This window comes from Azorhizobium oxalatiphilum (assembly GCF_014635325.1).
Classification (GTDB): domain Bacteria; phylum Pseudomonadota; class Alphaproteobacteria; order Rhizobiales; family Xanthobacteraceae; genus Azorhizobium; species Azorhizobium oxalatiphilum.
Window position 1 is genome coordinate 362,826 of the sequence record NZ_BMCT01000003.1, and the last position, 17,034, is coordinate 379,859.

Below are 17,034 nucleotides of genomic sequence, written 5' to 3' on the forward strand. Positions count from 1 at the left end.
AGAGACGCCATGGCCCAGAAGGGCGACGTGTTCGCATTCGTCGACAAGACCGAGCTGGAGGTGATCGACGAGATCGTGAGCCGCCAGATCCTCACCTACAATGACGAGATCATGATGGTGCGGGTCATCTTCAAGCAGCCCGGCCCCGGCGGCGTGCCGCACAGCCATCCGCATGTGCAGGTGACGAGCGTCGAGAGCGGTGTGTTCGACATCACCATCGACGGCAAGACCTCGCGCCTGAAGGCCGGGGACAGTTTCTATGTGCCGTCCGGCATTCACCACGGGGCCATCTGCATCGAGCCGGGCGTGCTGATCGACGTCTTCACGCCCATGCGGCAGGAGTTCGTGCAATAGGCCCAAGCGGGCGCCCGCCGCTCAGGGCGTGATCCTGAGCGGCAAGGCGATGAGCTGGCGGGTGCGCTTGGTCTTCGGATCGGGGAGCAGGCGCACGAACACGAGGTCCGCCGTATCGCCCACGCTGCCGAAGTTGCGGTCCGGGCTCTGGCCGTCGATGAGGGCGGGATAGCCGTTGAAGGTGCCCGCATCCTCAAGCCCATCGCGCAAGGGCTGGGCGCTGAGCAGTTTGGGCTCGGACCATTGCACCATGTCCTTCGAGGTGGCGGTGTAGAAGCCCGACTCGCCCTGCTGCTTGCCGCGCGGCTGCATCTGGAACACGGCGATGAAGGTGCCGCTGGCGGGGTGGAACACCAGCCCGCGGATGGATGGCAGGCCCTGACCCACGGCGGCGCAGTCGGTCCGCTCCACCTTCCAGCCCTGCGGCGTGCGTTCCGCCAGCGGCGCAAAGCTGTCGCCGATCCACACCTCCCAGCGGTCCACATTTCCGTCTTTGGCGCGCACGAGACAGTTGCGCGAGCGCCGCGCCTCCGCATCGCGCCGCCAGACGATGGAATAGAGATCGCCCTTGTAGGTGACGATGTTGGTGGCGGAGATGAAGCCGGCAGGGTTTTTCTGGTCGGGGCTGTAGGGCACCGGCGGCATCAGCACATGGGCCGGCGGCGGCGCGCTGTCGGTGAAGGTCTTGCCGCCGTCATGCGACACGAGCGCCGCGACGCCGTTGCGCCAGCAGGCGGTGCGTTCGGAGCCGGCGTTGCAGCGCTCCTTGTGGCGGTAGGGGATGAAGCTGGCGCTGGCGAAGGCGAACACATTGGTGCCGTCCTTCGTATAGAAGCCGTGCAGCCAGGTGCGGTCATCCAGCAGATTGGGATCGCTCGCCCCCTTGGCGGCGAAGCGCACGGCGCAGTCGCGGGCCAGATGCCGGATGTCCGGGCCGACGAGGGCGCGATTGCGGAAATTGGGCGCGAACAGCACCATCTGCCCTTCCGCATTCCGGAAGGCGCGGGCGGGTGCGTCGGGCAGATCGTTGGCGTCGCACGCCTGCGTGCGCTGGTCGAACAGGATGCTCTCCCGTCCCGCCACCTGAAGCTCGATCGCCGAAGCCGCGACCGGTGCCAGCAGCAGGGCAAGAGAAAGGGCGAGCGCCCGCTTGCAGCTGGCGGCACGGGGCCGCCAGCCGAAGCGGGCTTCAGTCGGGGTGAAAACCGTCACGCGGCGCGCGCCCTCATTCCGCCGCCACAAGCTTCGGCGCCGGGCGCTCCAGGCGATGGCTCATGCCGTTCTCGTCGAGGAAGGCTTTCAGCTCCTTGAAGCGCAAGGCGTAGGCCTTCTCGAACGTGCCGAAGTCCGCATTGTCCCAGGCGCGCTGGAAGGAGAAGCGGTCCATCTGGCGGATATCGATGGAGGGAATGCCCAGCGTCTGCACGAACTCGCGGGTGCGGGTGTCGTAGGTGACGTAGAGCGCCGGCACGCTGTTGGCGAGCGCCAGCAGGTTGCCGTGCAGGCGGAAGCCGGTGACGGCATCCATCTCCTTCAGGCCCGCTTCGAAGTCCTGTACCGCCTCGAAGACGGCGAGGCTGGACTTGTACATGTTGATGAGCGGGTCGGTGGGACCATAGAACCAGTTCTCGGCGGTCAGGCCCTTGATGGCGGTATCGAGAACGTCGGCGGAATTCTCCAGCGCGCCGCGATTGGCGTAGTAGATCTGCTTCTCTTCCAGCTCACCGGCGCAGAAGATGCGGGTCTTGTACTGCTCGGCCAGCGTGCGGAGCATGTAGCGCTGCAAGGTCTGGCTGCCGTGGGTCTTGCGGCGGAGCGTGAAGCCCAGATCCTGGATGGCGCCGCTTTCCACGCGGTTGATGCTGATGGTCGGCTTGCGGTGACGGAACACCGTGGGGCAGCCGATGATGCGGGTCTTGCTGATGCCGATGGACTTCAGCGCCTTCTGCGACAGCTGGCCGCGAATGGCGATGGAGGTGGAACGGTCGGCCACCAGCTGCAGGAAGCGCTTGGTGGATTCGTTCACATAGTCCTCGGAATTGTCGGGCGTCTGCACGCCGATGCCGAAGGCCATGACCGGCACCTTGGTGCGCTCCAGCAGCGCCGTGATGTTGTCCCACTTGCCGTTGGTATTGATGTAGTTGGAACCGCGCAGGAACAGGAAATCCAGCTGGTTCAGCTTCTCCACATAGGCGTCCGTCGGCACGGTGTTCTCGCCCGCATAGATGGGCTGGACATCGGCGTAATCGAGGATGCGCAGGGAGGATTCAAACACGAAGCAGTCACCGATGTTGGTGAACAGCTTGGTGGCCTTCTCGGGGTCGCCATAGGTGTGCGTGACCACCCGGTCATGGTCCATCACCTTGCCGGCGGGCATGAGGACGCCGATGCGGGGACGGCGGGCCGGGGTGTGGGACGTGGGTGCGGGCATGGAAGTCTCCTTCTCGCGTGTCAGGGGCACATCGCGTTCGCAAGGTCGCATTGCGCGCAGGATCGCGCATGGATTGGGTAATAATGATGGCAGTGCGGTGCCGAAAACTAGAATTCGGCGCGCGATAATCGCAGCAACGGCATCATGTGCCGGAGTATTGCGTTGCGCAATATTAAAAAATTACTTTGGAATTCGTGCCAATATCGTCGCGATTGGGAGGCGGCCGATCAGGCCGCCCCCGCCGTGCGCAGGGGCGCCTGTGTCATCCGGCGTCCCAGCAGGCTGCCGATGAGGGCCTGCTGGCGGTTGAGGCAACGGTCCAGCGCATAGCGCTCGACAATGGTGCGCCGCGCGTTCTGGCGCAGAGCGGCGAGCCCGGGTCCGCCGTCCAGCGCTTCCATCATCCGCCCGGTGAGGGCGTCGGTGTCGAAAAAGGGCGTGAGCAGGCCGTTGACGCCGTCGCGCACCACCTCCTCCACCGGCGCGGTGGCCGAGCCGATGACGAGCGCGCCGCAGGCCATGGCTTCCAGAACCGACCAGGACAGCACGAAGGGATAGGACAGATAGACGTGCGCGGCCGAGACCTGGAACAGCCGCATGAGCGAGGCGTGCGGCAGCTTGCCGACGAAGGAGATGCGGGCGGGATCCATGCCGGTCTCCGCCATCATCACATCGCGCCAGCGCCCGCCTTCCGCCGGCGGGCGTCCGTAGCTGATGCCGTCGCTGCCCGCCACCACGAAGCGGACGTCCGGGCGCAGCCGCGCGACCCGCGCCGCGGCGCGCATGAATTGGGGGAAGCCCCGATAGGGTTCCAGATCCCGCGCGGCATAGGTGATGACCGGATCGCCGGGCGCGAGGATGGTGCCGTCCGGTAGGCGAAAGCGGGCGCGGGGCTCGGGCCGGAAGGTGCGCACGTCGATGCCGTCATGGCAGGTGGCGATGCGGGACTGATAGGCGCCGGGGTACCGGCTCTTCTGCCATTGCGTCGGGCTGACGCCGCCGTCCAGCGCATCCAGCGTGAGCAACTGCGCGCTGTTCCGCAGCCGCAGGCGCTGGCGGTCATCCGGGGGCACGGGGAGGTCCGGGTCGAAACCGGCATCGCCGCCTTCCGCGCGATGGTAATATTCGCAATAGCCGATGAGTGGCGTCGAGGGCAGCACGTCCTTAGCGAAGATGAGACCGCCCCAGCCCATATGGCCATAGACGATGTCCGGCGGGCCATCGAGGCGCGTCAGTGCCGCCAGCGTGTCGGCCACGCGGTATCCGATGCGGACATGCTGTTCCGGTGTTGCAAGGTGTGGGGTGGCGTCCAGCCGGCCATGGGGGGCGAGCTCGGCACGGTGGCGCACGGTGCGCACGCCCGGCAGGGCCTGATCGGTGGTTTCGCAGATGAGCGTCACCTCCCAGCCCTCATGGGCGAGGGCGGGTGCCAGATGCACGAACTGTCCGGGTCCGCGACGATGAATGAAGACGATGCGCATTCGATCCTTCAGATGAGCCGCATGCTTGGGATTTGGGGAATCATGCGGGGCCCGCCCATGACGGGGCGGGCCCGGGCTCAGGCGGCGGTGCCGTAACGCAGGGCGTTGGTCCAGACGAACTCCATCCGGCGCAGCATCGCATAGGCGATGCACAGCTCCCGCTCCTCATCGGCATCGCGGGCCACCTGGCGGTGATAATTTTCGTCCACCCCGCGGATCATCTCGCACAGATGCCGCCCCTTTGCGTCCAGCCGGAGCCGGGCGGAGCGGCGGTCACGGGCGGATGCCGTGCGCAGGATGTAGTTTGCTTCGAGGAGCTGTTTCAGGTTGTAGGACGCGTTGGACCCCAGATAGTGCCCACGTTCCAGCAGATCCCGGACGGACAGTTCCTCGTCGCCGATGGTCAGCAGAAGCATGACCTGCGCGGGACTGATGTCGTCGATGCCCAGCCGGGTGAGTTCCACCCGCAGGAGATCGCAATAACGCCGATGAACCCGCTCGATGACGCGAACGAGTTCAAGATGGGTAATGGTTTCTGAGGGGGTGGGTATCTGTACCTCCGCCACCTCGGGCTCTGACTGCTCACCTGATACGGGCTCCGGGAAGCTCGCGGGGATCAGCTCGCTCCAACGCACTGCGAACTCTGTCCGCGTATCCTCAACCAAGGTCTGCTCAATCTTCTGAGTCATCAGGTCGCCTCTCGTTCGAATTTATCCTGAATTTCGAACTAACCTCCCGTTCCGATCGATGTTCCAACGTTACCGTTGGCTATTCATTGATGGTTCATATGTCGTTCATTTATCGTTCATGCCATCATCTCTCCATTATGCTATGAAGAGTGACGGTAACGTCTCGAAGGTACGACGTAATGAGGCGATGATAGGGAAAATCATCGCAGATTTGAAGATGTTTCTAGTTTTGGCCAATAATCTTCAGGCCGCCGGTAGGAAGGTGGGTTGCGCATGGCTGTTCAGCAGTCCGACATGCAGACATTGATCAAGGATGGCCGGCGCACGTTCGTCGCGGGCCTGACCTATGCCGCTGCCTTGAGCGGCTTCATCACGCTGCTTCAGCTGACTGTCCCCCTGTTCATGCTTCAGGTGCATGATCGCGTGATTAATTCACGCAGTTACGACACGCTGGCGATGCTGGCGATTCTTGCTGGCGGAGGACTACTACTCTACGGCATCCTCGAGTTTATCCGCGCGCTGACCTTCCAGGCCATGGCCGGGACGCTGGTGCGGCGGCTGAACCTGCCCACGCTGGAGGCTGCGCTGTCCGCTTCCGTGGCCGGCGGGGCGGTGAAGGCCTCGCAGGTGCTGCGCGATCTGGCGGACCTGCGCACCTTCCTCACCTCAAGCGCCGTCGTGGCGCCATTGGAGGGGATGTGGTGCCCGATCTATCTGGTGGTGCTGTTCGCCCTGCATCCCTATTACGGAATCCTGGCGGTGGTCTCCGCCGGCATTCTCGTGGCGCTCGGTCTGCTGTCGGACATGTTCACCCGCCAGATGACCAAGGAGGCCAATCAGGCGCATATCGAGAACATCTCGCGCATCAGCGGTACGCTGCGCCATTCGGAAGCCATCGAGGCGATGGGCATGCTGCCGGCCCTCGCACGGCGCTGGCGCTCCGACCAGGTGCATGCGGCGGACCTCTCCAACCTCGCCAATGCCCGTGGCCGCGGCATGCACACGACCACGCGCGTGCTGCGCCTGTTCATGCAGATCGCGGCCCTGTCGCTGGGCGCCTCGCTGGTGATCGACGGCACCGCGTCGCCGGGCTCCATGATCGGCGCCACCATCGTCATGAGCCGCCTGCTGGCGCCGTTCGACAGCCTGACCGACAACTGGAAATCGTGGATCGCCGCTTCCTCTGCCTGGAACCGTATCCGCGAGCTTCTGGAAAGCCACCAGTCGAGCCGCGACTCCATCCCCACCCCGCCGTGCGAGGGGCCGCTGGAAGTGGACGGGCTGATCTATGTGCCCCCCGGCCGCGACCTGCCGGTCATCAAGGGCATCGGCTTCACGGTGGAGCCGGGCACGATCCTCGGCGTGGTCGGCCCCTCGGCGGCCGGCAAGTCCACCTTGGCCCGCCTGATGGTGGGGGCCGCCAAGCCCACGGCGGGCGGCATCTATCTGGACGGCCACAATGTCTATCTGTGGGAGCGCGGTTCCTTCGGCCACATGACCGGCTATCTGCCGCAGTCGGTTTCGCTGCTGGACGGCACCATCCGCGAGAACATCGCCCGCATGCGCGAGGCGGATCCGCGCCTCGTCATCGAGGCGGCGCGTCTTGCCGGCGTCCATGAGATGATCGGCCGCCTGCCGCTCGGCTATGATACGCCGGTGGGAGATGGGCGCTTCACGCTGTCCGGCGGGCAGAAGCAGCGCATCGCGCTGGCGCGTGCCGTCTATGGCCGCCCGCGCCTGCTGGTGCTGGATGAGCCCAACGCCAATCTCGATGCCGAGGGCGAGGCGGCCCTGATGCGGGCCATGCGTGCCTTGCGGGACGATGGCACCATCGTGGTCGTCATCGCCCATCGCCCGGCGATCATGGAATGCGCTGACAAGCTGCTGGTGCTGCAGGACGGCCGCATCGCCCAGTTCGGCGACCGGACCTCCATCGTCGCGACCCTCGCGCCACCGCGTAAACGCGCCGGAACAGGAGATGCCGCATGACCGAGACCGGCGAACTGATCCGCCCCACCTCGCCTGAGAAGCGCGAGAAGCTGAGCCGCGCGGCGGCCCGGCGTGCGGAGATCCTGCCGCCCGAGAACACCTCCGGTGGCGAAGCCTGGTACCAGGTGCTGGAGCGTGAGCAGATCGACACCGCCGCCAGCCTGCGCAAACCGGTGATCGCCGGCACGCTGGCCGTGGTGCTGGGCTTCGGCGGCTTTCTCGGCTGGGCTTTTTCGGCCGATCTCGACTCCGCCTCGGTGGTCACTGGCACGGTGGTCGTGGATTCGAAGAAGAAGACCGTGAGCCACCTTGAAGGTGGCATCCTCAAGCGCCTGCTCGTGCAGGAAGGCGACCTCGTAAAAGAGGGCCAGCCCGTGGCGCAGCTGGACGACACGCGCGCCCGCTCGGATCTCGAGCAGTTCCTGGGCAAGCGTGTGGGGCTCATGGCGAAGCTGGCGCGCCTGCGGGCCGAGCAGAGCGGGGCCGAGAAGGTCGATTATCCGACGCTCGTGCTCGATCCCAAGAATCCCATCGCCGTCGATGTGCTTGCGGCGGAACAGCGCCTCTTCCAGCGGCGCAGGGATGCCTATCTCGGCAAGGTGACGATCCAGCGCAAGGAGATCGAGCAGCGCGTGGCCGAGCAGCAGTCTCTCACCGCGCTCATCGACGCCAGCCAGAAGCAGCGCGAGTTCATCGGCCAGCGTCTCGCCGGCATGAAGGAGCTGGCGCAGAAGGGTTTCGTCGGCAAGGCGCAGCTGCTGGAGCAGGAGGCGCGCATGTCCGAACTGGTCGGGCAGGCGGGCAATTATCAGGCCCAGACAGCGAAATCCGAGCAGGCCAAGGCCAGCGCGGAAGCAACGCTGGCCAGCATCGACCTGGACTGGCAGAGCGATGTCGCCACGCAGCTGCAGGAGGCGCAGCTCATGCTCAACGAGGTGGAGAGCCAGATCACCTCGGCCAAGGATATTATGGACCGCCTCACCGTGCGCTCGCCCCAGGATGGCGCGGTGGTGAACATTCAGATGCGCACGCCCGGCGGCGCCATACCCGCCGGACAGGCAATCATGGACGTGGTGCCCGAGAAGGAGCCCATGGTGGTGGAGGGGAAGCTCGGCACGCGCGAGATCGCTTCCGTGCGCGTGGGCGGCAAAACGCAGGTTCGCCTGACGGCCTACGATCACCGCGTGCTCGCCCCTCTTGAAGGAAAGCTCACTTACGTGGCGGCGGATCAGACCATCGATCCCCAGACGCAGAACACCTATTACGTGATCCGCGCGGAGATCGATCAGGCACAGCTGGCCAATCATCCCAAGGTGGCGCTCTATCCCGGCATGCCGGCGGAATTGCTGGTGCTGAAGAAGCCCCGCCGGGCCATCGACTATCTGTTCGAGCCGGTCACAGAGAGCTTCAATCGCGCCTTCCGCGAGAATTGATGCACTGCAATGGCCGGGGCGGTAATATTTGCCGCCCTGGCCTTTTATTCGGGAAAGTAATTTGAATATTGAATCATTTTGATCCGACTCATGATTCAATATGTTCCTTGTTAGTCTGAATTGGCGCAGTCTAAGACTATAATAAACCTCAAAGAAATCTTGTTTTCCCCTTCCGGGCTGACCTCTCGTTGCGTATGATGCGTTGCGTCGGAACTGTTGGTATTTCGTTTTGCAGTTGCGTCATCCTCGAACGCGAACAACGCGTTCCCCATGGGGGCGGAACCAGATCGGGCAAGTGCGCCGATCCTGCGTAAACCGTCTCTGAAACCTATGCCGGAACGCCATCATGGCCCTCATGTCCTCTTCCCCGGGGGATGGGTGTGGTGGAGCCGTTCCGGAACGACGGAGACAGCCATGGCGACCATTGAAGGAAGCGCCTACGACGATGCGCTTCTCGGAAGCCGGTTCCACGACGCGATCTTCGCCCATGGCGGCGACGACACCGTGTTCGCCGGTGAAGGGCACGACTTGGTCTTCGGTGAAGACGGATCTGACAGCCTGTTCGGCGAAGCGGGTGATGACACCCTGTTCGGCGGTGCAGGTGACGACCAGCTGTTCGGCGGTGAGGGCAGCGACACGCTGTCCGGTGGCGCCGGCAATGACTATCTCGATGGCGGTGTCGGTGACGACAATCTGCTCGGCGGTGACGGCGATGACGTCCTGCTCGGCGGTGCCGGCAATGACTTCCTCTCCGGCGGCGCAGGCGATGATCTCATCGAAGGCGGTGCCGGCGATGATCTGATGCTCGGCGGCGCCGGTCACGACGTCTTCGTCTTCAACGGCGGCGGCGGCAGCGATGTGATCCTGGACTTCCAGGCCGGCACCGACATGCTGGACATCGCCAAGGGCATCAACGGCACCGACATCACCTCCGCGGAAGATGTCGCGTCCCGTGCCACTGACGTGGGCGGTAACACGGTTATCGACCTCGGCAATGGCGACACCATCACGCTTCACGGCGTGAGCGTGGACGACGTTCAGGACAATCCGACGTCCTTCTTCACCGTGCACTGATCACGCGTGCTGAAGCGCGCAGGGCTCGCGCCCTGCGCCAATGCGAGGAATCGGCCGGCCTCCCCCTCCCGGCCGGCCGGTTCTTCCCCCCGCGTGCGACCGATGTCGCGTGCGTTGCTCCGATATTTCATTGAGGTGACGGCCCATGCTCGAGCCTGCCCGCGAAGTCTTTACACCTGTTGTGATCGGTCCCGCGCCCGCAGTGGCTGATGGGCCCCAGGTCTTCGCGCTGTCCGGCGGTGTGCTTCTCCTCATGTGGGATGCCAGTTCGCGGGTGTGGAGTTCTGCCCGGCTGGAGCCGGCGTCCGGTCCTGCCCTTGCACCGCTCGGCGCGTTGCGCCTGCAGCGCGAGGATGGCGGCACGCGCCTGCTGTTCGCGTTCCGCAAGCCGGCCGAAGCCCAGTCGCTCTCGCTGTTCGCCGGCGTGGTCGGCCAGAGCGTGGATGTCACCGTCGATCCGGCGGAGGACATGCCTGTCGCCCAGGCGGAGCAGTTGCTCAATGGCCTTACCCCGGCGGCGCGTGTGTCGCTGGTGACGACCGTCATGGAGACCTGGGCGAGCATCTTCCGGCTGCGGTCGAGCCGCTCCTTCAATCGCTTCGTCTACAACATCACCCGCGTCTGCGCCGGCAAGGCCGCCGTGGTGCGTGCCGTGGCGCGGCTTGACGGCAAAACGGCTCTGGTGGAGGGCGGCCTGCCGCCCGGCTCGGCCGCGCCCACCGCGTTGCATCTGATTTCGCCCGAGCGCTTCTCGCGCATCACCTCCGCGCCCAGAATCGGTTCGGCCGATGCGCGGGGGCAGCGGCGCTTCTATCTGGCGCTGGAAGGCGCCGACGACATGGGCGAGACGCTGATCCTGCTGACCGGCCCGAAATGGATGGCCGTGCGTCGCCTGGAATGGCCGGCCGGCCTTGGGTCTCTGGCCCGCTGGTGGCGGGCGCAGGGCAAGCCCGATCCGGTGCTCCGGGAATATGCGCTGGGCCTGGCCGCAAAGGGGTCTCCGGCGGCCCGCGCCGCCGCGCTGGAACTTCAGCTCCAGGCGCCGTTGCAGCCGCGTGCCCTGTCGGGCGGTTCGCATCTGCCCTCCGCCGAGCTTGATCTCGCGCTCTCCACCTCCGCCGGCCTGCTGGCGGGCGGCTGGGTGCGCGACCCCTTGTCCATGATCGAGGGCATCGATCTCATGGACGGCGAAACGGCCATCCCGTTGCACGGCATCCGCCATGACTTTCCCGGTGTCGTCGGGCAGGGTGAGGAGGCCGTGCCGGTCAAGGGCTTCGTTGCGCTGACCGAAGGTTCCCTGCCGCTGCTCCAGCCGCGCTTCGCGCTTAATCTGAAGTCGGGCGAGCGACAGATCCTCATTCCGCCGCCCCAGCCGGTGGATCTCTCTGAAAAGCGCTCCCGCGCGCTCAAGGCGGTGCCGCCTCAGTTCCTGACCCCGGAGGTTCTCTCCGGCTGCCTAGCGCCCGCGCTCGCGGCGATCCAGAAAGATCTTCTGGCCGAGCTCGATGCGCCGCGCGTGATCACCATCGGTGAGCGGGTGAAGGAACCCGATGTCTCCATCGTGGTGCCGCTCTATCGGGTGCTGGATTTCCTGCGCTTCCAGATCGGCGCCTTTGCCGCCGATCGTGCGCTCAGGGCGCATGCGGAAGTGATCTATGTGCTGGATTCGCCCGAGCAGGCGGACGGCGTGGAACACCTCCTGCGCGGGCTTCACCTTCTCTACGATCTGCCGCTGGTGCTTGTGGTGATGGCGCGCAACGCCGGCTTTGCCGCCGCCAGCAATGCCGGCGCCCGCGAGGCGCGCGGCGAGGTGGTGGCGCAGGTCAATTCCGATGTCATCCCCATCGCGCCCGGCTGGCTGGCGCCGCTGTGCGCCGCGCTGGAAGAGGACGGTGTCGGCGCGGTGGGCCCCAAGCTGCTGTTCGGCGACGGCTCGCTGCAGCATGCGGGCATGTATTTCATGAAGGGCATGCGCGGACAGTGGCTCAACCACCACTTTCACAAGGGCATGCCGCGCGATTATCCCGCTGCTGGCGTCGCCCGCTCGGTGCCGGCTGTCACCGGCGCCTGCCTGCTGATGCGCCGCTCCGTCTATGAGGACGTCGGCGGCTTCACCGAGGACTATGTGATCGGCGATTACGAGGACAGCGACCTGTGCCTGAAGGTGCGGGCGAAGGATCTGGACGTGCGCTACGTGCCCCAGGCCGAGCTTTATCATCTGGAGCGGCGCTCCATGAAGGTGAGCCCGGACCACGGGCGCGGCACGGCTTCCGCTTATAACGCCTGGCTCCACGGCCAGCGCTGGGGTGACACCATGGGCGCGCTGATGGCTGCCGCCTCGCAGACCGGGAGCGCAGCATGAACATGCACGCCTTGAAGCAGCTTGAAGCCGAAATTTCCCCCCGCCTGCCGGCGCAGACGGAATGGCTGCTGGAGCACATCTCCCAGAACCGTTTCCTGCCGCAGCCGCCGGCGGACAGCATCTTCGTGGGCGATGGCGACTATCGCGCCATCGGCTCGGAATTCCTGCGCCATTTCGTGACGCTCGGCGGGCTGCGCCGCAGCCATCGGGTGCTGGACGTGGGCAGCGGCATCGGCCGCATGGCGGTGCCGCTCACCCAGTTCCTGCACCCGGAGCGGGGCAGCTACGAGGGCTTCGACCCGGTGCTGGAAGGCGTGATGTGGTGCACCACGACCATTACCCCGGCCTATCCGCGCTTCCGCTTCCAGCGGCTGGATGTTGCGCACGCGCTCTATAATCCCGGCGGCGTGGTGCCGGGCGCCGAGTTGCAGATGCCGTTCCCGGACGGCGCCTTCGACTTCTCGCTCATGGTGTCGGTCGCCACCCATCTGCCGGCGGACGAGCTTGAGACCTATATCCGCGAGATCTCCCGCGTTCTGGCGCCGAGCGGCCGGCTGTTCCTCACGGCCTTCGTGCTGGATGAGACCGCCATCAAGGCGGAGAAGCGCGATACCCGCCTCGGCTTCAAGCGGTCCGGCAACGGCCCGTGCTGGTTCGCCAATCAGGATGCGCCGCTGGCGGCGGTGGGCTTCGACGACGGCTTCATCGATCATCTGCTGCGCTCGGCCGGCTTCGACATTGCGCTGAAGAGTCTCGGCCATTGGCGCGGCGTGGAGGCCGATCACTATCAGGACGTGTTCGTCGCCATGAAGCGCGGAGGCAAGGCATGAGTGAACGCATCCTCGTCGTCGCCCATAATCATCCCGACCTGCATCCCGGCGGGACCGAGATTTTCGCCCACGATCTGTTCAAGGCCTATCAGCGGGCCGGCAACAAGGCGATGTTCCTCGGCGCCGTGAACCGTCTGCATCGCGACGCCCATCCGGGCACGTCGTTCCAGACCATCGGCACGGCGAGCGACGAGGTGCTCCTGTGGTCCGGTCATTTCGACCGTTTCAGCATGAGCCAGATCGACCTTTATGGCGTGGTGCCGGATCTCACCGCGCTGTTGCAGGACTTCCGGCCGGATGTGGTGCATCTGCATCATCTGCTGCTGATCGGGGCGGAGTTCCCGGCGCTGGTGAAGCGCATCCTGCCCAAGTGCCGCATCGTGATGACGCTGCACGATTATTATTCCATCTGCGCCCATGACGGCCTGATGGCACAGACCGGCAGCGGCCAGCGCTGCATGTCGTCCAGCCCCGATGCCTGCCATCGCTGCTTCCCGGACATTCCGGTGGACCGCTTCCTGCTGCGCGAGCATCACCTCAAGACGCACTTCGCCTACGTCGACAAGTTCGTGGCCCCGAGCCGCTTCCTCATGGAGCGTTACATCAAGTGGGGCATCGATCCGGCGAAGATCGAGGTGATCCAGAACGGCCGCCCGCTGGCGACCCCGGCGCCCTTCCGCACGCCGCACGAGGGCAGGCGCTCGTCCTTCGGCTATTTCGGCAACATCAATCCCTGGAAGGGAATGAAGGTGCTGCTGGATGCCTCCCGCCGGCTGATCGGCAGCGGGCTCGACTTCGAGCTGCGCGTCCATGGCGCGGCGCTCTACCAGAGCGACGCCTTCACGGCCGAGATCGACCAGATGTTCGCCGAGACGGATTCCCATGTGCTGCGCATGGGGGCCTATGAGCGCGAGGATGTGGGACGCCTGATGGCCGCCGTGGACTGGGTGGTGATGCCCTCCATCTGGTGGGAGAACGCCCCGCTGGTGATCCAGGAGGCGCAGATGCACCGACGCCCGGTCATCACCAGCGGCATCGGCGGCATGGGCGAAGCCGTGCGCGATGGCGTGGATGGCCTGCACGTCCTGCCCGGCGATGCGGCGGATCTGGCTGGCGTCATGCGCCGCTGTGCGGAGGATCCCGGCCTGTGGCGCCGCCTGTCCGCCGCCACCGCGCCGCCGCCATCCATCGACGCGGTCGCCGGCCGCTATCTGAACCTGATGAATACGGGATCAACGCTGTCTTCCACCTCGACAGGCGTTGCCCCGTCCACCGTCGCAGCGTGAAGGAGGCCGCATGCCGCTCGCCGAAGTCACGACACGCCCCATCCCCGCCAATGATGCGTCCTCGGCACCCGCCGCGCGCAAGCCTGCTGCCGGCGCCCCGGCCGCAGCCGCCAAGCCGGCGGTGAAGCCGGCTCCGGTTGCTGCGCCCGCCGCTCCGCCGGTTCCGGCAGAGGCCGCGCTCGCAGGCCGCATGGATGCGGTGGACAATGGTCAACTGTTCGGCTGGGTCTGGGATCGCAACAGGCCGGACTCGCGTCTGCTGGTGCGCATCCTGCTGGACGCCGTGGAAGTGGCGTCGGGCATCGCCGACAAGCCGCGTGTCGATCTGCGCCGCAACGGCATTGGTGACGGCCATCACGCCTTCGCCATCGACCTGCCGCAGCAGGCCCTCCAATCGCCGGAGCGCCTCACCGTCATCGCGGTGTCGGTGAACCCGGCGGCCGAGCTGGTGCTGCGCCGCCCCTCCGCAGATGAGAAGGCCGCCGAGGCCGCCGTCGCCGCCCCCATGGCGAAGGTGCTCGACCGGCTGGATCTGCTCGTTGCCGCCCAGCGCCAGTTGCAGCTCGGGCAGCGGGATACGGGCGTGCTGCTGAAGGAGGCCGCGACCCGCCTCGATGCGCTCTCCGACAAGGAGACCGCGCTGGAGGAAGCCCTCGACACCGTGCGCGGCGGACAGGGCGATCTCAACCAGCGGCTCGATCAGATGGAAATCTTCCTCACCCGCTTCGACACGGCACTGGCCGGTTTTGACAAGCGGCTGGAGACGCTCGCGGCGCAGGGGCGCAACGAGATCAAGCCGCAATTCTTTGCCCTGGCGGTTCTGATCGGCACCGGCATCGGCCTCGCCCTTGCGCTCGGCCTGAAGATCTGAGGACGCGCATGCCTGACAGCCACACGCCCCACCGCCCCCCGACCGACCGTGCCGCCGAGACTCTTGGCCTGCCGCTTGACGGCGAGACCGCCATCGTCGCCGTGGTGGACGAAGGGCTCGCGCTGATCGCGGGCATGGGAGAGCTGCCGGGCAGCGTCCAGGCCCTGCTGAATGGCGATCCCAGCGCGGCGACGCAGGCCGCTGCTGTGAGCTGGCGGCGGCCCGATGCACCCCCGGAGCTGCGTTCGGGCTTCTGCGCGCTCGTGTCCCTCGCGGCTCTGGGCCGTGGCCGGCTGTCCTCCATCGTGTTCCGTAGTCCCGGTCATCCCAAGCGCTATGCCTTCGCCCGCCGGCCGGTGTCGCTGGAAGCTGCCTTGCAGGCGGTGGCGGAGGATGCGGGCCCCTCCGCCTCCATCGTGGTGGACGGCATCGTGGAAGCGCTTCTGGTGGGCAAGACCACCGCGCGCCGCCTCAGGGCGGTGGCCGCCATGGCGCAGGCCGTGGCCCGGCCCGACGGCTTCGTCGAGGTGATGGGTTCGGACGAGGATGGTGATCTGTTCCTTCAGGGCTGGACCGCCGATCTCGTGCCCGGCCGCGCCCGCGTGCTCGCTATCGGCGCCGAGCCAGTGCTGGCGGAGCTGGACAGCGCTTCCTTCCCCCGTGAGGATCTGGCCGGCCGCAGCCGCGGCTTCGCCGGCATCATGTGCGGGCCGGACAGGCCCGATACGTCCAAGCTGCAGAAGATCCTGTTCCGGTCTCGCGATGGCTGGCGGGCGGTGGCGGTCTATGAGCGCCGCGTCCTGCTGGAGCCGCGCGACGTGCCGGCCCATGTACGCGCCGTGCTGCCGCGCCTCACCGCGCCCACCGATGTGCTCGCCAAGCTGAAGGATGCCGCCAACCGCTTCGACGGCCGGGATACGGTGAGCGATCTGCGCCTGCCGGTGCGTCTCGGCATCGACTTCGCGCTGATGGTGGATGGCGGCGGCGTGCTGGTGTCCGGCTGGCTCGTGGATTGCGAGGACCATGTGCGCGGCGTCTCGCTGAAGGTGGGCCGCACCGGCGGCCGCATCGACGAGGGCTGGACGCGCCAGCCACGCCCCGACGTCACCAATGCCTTCCTGTCCGACCCGCTGTTCGGCGCGCTGGATCCCAACCGGCACAGCCACGGCTTCCTGGCCTTCCTGCCGCGCGTTGCTACTCAGGTGCGCGATGCGGCCTATCTTGAGCTTCAGCTCGATAGTGGTCCGGCCTATCGGCCCCTGCCGCTGACCCGCGCCACCCCGCGTCAGGTTCTCGCGCGACTTTCCGGTGCGGTGGAGGCCCGCTCGGCGGTGGCCGCCCATGTGGTGGAGCGCCAGCTGGGCCCCATGCTGCAATCCATGGAGCGCCGCCCGGCCGCCGGCCGCGTGATGGGCGATGATCCGGTGTTCGACGGCTCGGAATCCACCGCCCTCATCGTCGGCGTGGATGACGGCGCGGCCCAGGTGGGCGTTCTGCTCGCGCTGCTGGCCCTTGAACCCGCCACCCGTGCCATGCCGATCGTGGTGGCGGTGCGCGAGGATGGCTTCGACGATGTGGCCGGCGAAGTGCGGCGGCTGGGCGACTTCTACGGCCTCAAGCTGCGCCTCGTGCGGGCCGAGGGCGCCGAGGATGTCTGCGATGCGCTGGAAGCGGGCGTGAAGGCCACCACGGCGGAACATCTGGTCCTGCTCTGCGCCCATGTGCTGCCGCGCGGCACCGGATGGCTGCCGCGTCTGGAGCGCGCCTATCGGGCGCGGGGCGGCAAGTGCCTGGTGTCGCCGACCCTGCTGTTCGAGGACGATTCCATCCGCTGGGCGGGCACCATGCTCGACGGCGAAGGGACCGCGCGCGGGCTCAACGACCGCCTCGTGGGCTATCCGCGTTCGGCGGTGAACGGGGCCGAGCCCATGGAGGTTACGGCCGGCACGGCGGAATGCTGCATGCTGCCGCGCGCTGCCTTCGAAAGCGTGGAGGGGTTCACGCGAGGCTATCTGGGCATTGCCGAGAAACGTCTTGATCTGGCGCTCAAGCTCCGGCTGGGCGGCACGCCGTCCGTGTGGGTGCCGGAGGTGGAAATGGTGTGCGCCGACGAGACCAGCGGGGGGCCGCCCGGTGCGGCAGCGGCCACCTGGCACGGCCTGGTCCGCCGCGTCGATCGCTGGGCGTTCGACCGGCGCTGGTCCCTCGCAGTCGCGAACATGCGGAGCTGATGA

13 protein-coding genes are annotated in these 17,034 nt (G+C 66.6%); 9 read left to right on the forward strand and 4 right to left on the reverse strand.

Annotated elements, in window-relative coordinates; translation table 11 throughout:
- The first annotated feature begins 9 nt into the window (after positions 1 to 9).
- Positions 10 to 354 (forward strand): cupin domain-containing protein, encoded by a 345-nt coding sequence (locus IEW24_RS13660; protein ID WP_188579414.1) that lies wholly within the window; start codon positions 10 to 12, stop codon positions 352 to 354.
- A gap of 21 nt (positions 355 to 375) precedes the next feature.
- Here the strand turns inward: IEW24_RS13660 and IEW24_RS13665 are convergent, their stop codons facing one another.
- From IEW24_RS13665 to IEW24_RS13680, 4 genes are all read right to left on the reverse strand, one after another.
- Complete coding sequence (locus IEW24_RS13665) at positions 376 to 1,566, reverse strand: hypothetical protein (protein ID WP_188579416.1); 1,191 nt, start codon at positions 1,564 to 1,566, stop codon at positions 376 to 378.
- Positions 1,567 to 1,579: 13 nt separating this feature from the next.
- Complete coding sequence (locus IEW24_RS13670) at positions 1,580 to 2,785, reverse strand: polysaccharide pyruvyl transferase family protein (RefSeq protein WP_210324204.1); 1,206 nt, start codon at positions 2,783 to 2,785, stop codon at positions 1,580 to 1,582.
- A gap of 227 nt (positions 2,786 to 3,012) precedes the next feature.
- Positions 3,013 to 4,266 (reverse strand): glycosyltransferase family 4 protein, encoded by a 1,254-nt coding sequence (locus IEW24_RS13675; protein ID WP_188579418.1) that lies wholly within the window; start codon positions 4,264 to 4,266, stop codon positions 3,013 to 3,015.
- Between the two features lie 77 nt (positions 4,267 to 4,343).
- On the reverse strand, positions 4,344 to 4,955 hold the full coding sequence (locus IEW24_RS13680; RefSeq protein WP_188579420.1) for a MarR family transcriptional regulator: 612 nt from the start codon (positions 4,953 to 4,955) through the stop codon (positions 4,344 to 4,346).
- Between the two features lie 273 nt (positions 4,956 to 5,228).
- Here IEW24_RS13680 and IEW24_RS13685 point away from each other — a divergent pair, with 273 nt between their 5' ends.
- From IEW24_RS13685 to IEW24_RS13720, 8 genes are all read left to right on the forward strand, one after another.
- On the forward strand, positions 5,229 to 6,944 hold the full coding sequence (locus IEW24_RS13685) for a type I secretion system permease/ATPase (protein ID WP_188579422.1): 1,716 nt from the start codon (positions 5,229 to 5,231) through the stop codon (positions 6,942 to 6,944).
- Positions 6,941 to 8,377 carry an HlyD family type I secretion periplasmic adaptor subunit gene (locus IEW24_RS13690; protein ID WP_188579424.1) on the forward strand — a complete coding sequence of 479 codons (1,437 nt, stop codon included), beginning with the start codon at positions 6,941 to 6,943 and terminating at the stop codon, positions 8,375 to 8,377. Before IEW24_RS13685 ends, IEW24_RS13690 begins: the two co-directional genes overlap by 4 nt.
- Before the next feature lie 414 nt (positions 8,378 to 8,791).
- Positions 8,792 to 9,451 (forward strand): calcium-binding protein, encoded by a 660-nt coding sequence (locus IEW24_RS13695; protein WP_188579426.1) that lies wholly within the window; start codon positions 8,792 to 8,794, stop codon positions 9,449 to 9,451.
- A gap of 145 nt (positions 9,452 to 9,596) precedes the next feature.
- Positions 9,597 to 11,813, forward strand: coding sequence for a glycosyltransferase (locus tag IEW24_RS13700; RefSeq protein ID WP_188579428.1), 2,217 nt, complete (start codon positions 9,597 to 9,599; stop codon positions 11,811 to 11,813).
- On the forward strand, positions 11,810 to 12,643 hold the full coding sequence (locus IEW24_RS13705) for a class I SAM-dependent methyltransferase (RefSeq protein WP_188579430.1): 834 nt from the start codon (positions 11,810 to 11,812) through the stop codon (positions 12,641 to 12,643). Before IEW24_RS13700 ends, IEW24_RS13705 begins: the two co-directional genes overlap by 4 nt.
- A complete protein-coding gene (locus IEW24_RS13710) occupies positions 12,640 to 13,929 on the forward strand; it encodes a glycosyltransferase family 4 protein (protein WP_188579433.1) in 1,290 nt (429 codons plus the stop codon). Before IEW24_RS13705 ends, IEW24_RS13710 begins: the two co-directional genes overlap by 4 nt.
- A 10-nt stretch (positions 13,930 to 13,939) precedes the next feature.
- Positions 13,940 to 14,800, forward strand: a complete 861-nt coding sequence (locus tag IEW24_RS13715) for a hypothetical protein (RefSeq protein WP_188579435.1) — start codon at positions 13,940 to 13,942, stop codon at positions 14,798 to 14,800.
- 8 nt (positions 14,801 to 14,808) lie between these two features.
- Positions 14,809 to 17,031 (forward strand): hypothetical protein, encoded by a 2,223-nt coding sequence (locus IEW24_RS13720; protein WP_188579437.1) that lies wholly within the window; start codon positions 14,809 to 14,811, stop codon positions 17,029 to 17,031.
- The last annotated feature ends 3 nt before the right edge of the window (positions 17,032 to 17,034 follow it).

Bases quoted from the DNA above. Each gene is read 5' to 3' on its own strand.
- IEW24_RS13660 (WP_188579414.1), top strand. From the start codon at position 10: ATGGCCCAGAAGGGCGACGTGTTCGCATTCGTCGACAAGACCGAGCTG.
- IEW24_RS13670 (WP_210324204.1), bottom strand. From the start codon at position 2,785: ATGCCCGCACCCACGTCCCACACCCCGGCCCGCCGTCCCCGCATCGGC.
- IEW24_RS13675 (WP_188579418.1), bottom strand. From the start codon at position 4,266: ATGCGCATCGTCTTCATTCATCGTCGCGGACCCGGACAGTTCGTGCAT.
- IEW24_RS13680 (WP_188579420.1), bottom strand. From the start codon at position 4,955: ATGACTCAGAAGATTGAGCAGACCTTGGTTGAGGATACGCGGACAGAG.
- IEW24_RS13685 (WP_188579422.1), top strand. From the start codon at position 5,229: ATGGCTGTTCAGCAGTCCGACATGCAGACATTGATCAAGGATGGCCGG.
- IEW24_RS13690 (WP_188579424.1), top strand. From the start codon at position 6,941: ATGACCGAGACCGGCGAACTGATCCGCCCCACCTCGCCTGAGAAGCGC.
- IEW24_RS13695 (WP_188579426.1), top strand. From the start codon at position 8,792: ATGGCGACCATTGAAGGAAGCGCCTACGACGATGCGCTTCTCGGAAGC.
- IEW24_RS13700 (WP_188579428.1), top strand. From the start codon at position 9,597: ATGCTCGAGCCTGCCCGCGAAGTCTTTACACCTGTTGTGATCGGTCCC.
- IEW24_RS13705 (WP_188579430.1), top strand. From the start codon at position 11,810: ATGAACATGCACGCCTTGAAGCAGCTTGAAGCCGAAATTTCCCCCCGC.
- IEW24_RS13710 (WP_188579433.1), top strand. From the start codon at position 12,640: ATGAGTGAACGCATCCTCGTCGTCGCCCATAATCATCCCGACCTGCAT.
- IEW24_RS13715 (WP_188579435.1), top strand. From the start codon at position 13,940: ATGCCGCTCGCCGAAGTCACGACACGCCCCATCCCCGCCAATGATGCG.
- IEW24_RS13720 (WP_188579437.1), top strand. From the start codon at position 14,809: ATGCCTGACAGCCACACGCCCCACCGCCCCCCGACCGACCGTGCCGCC.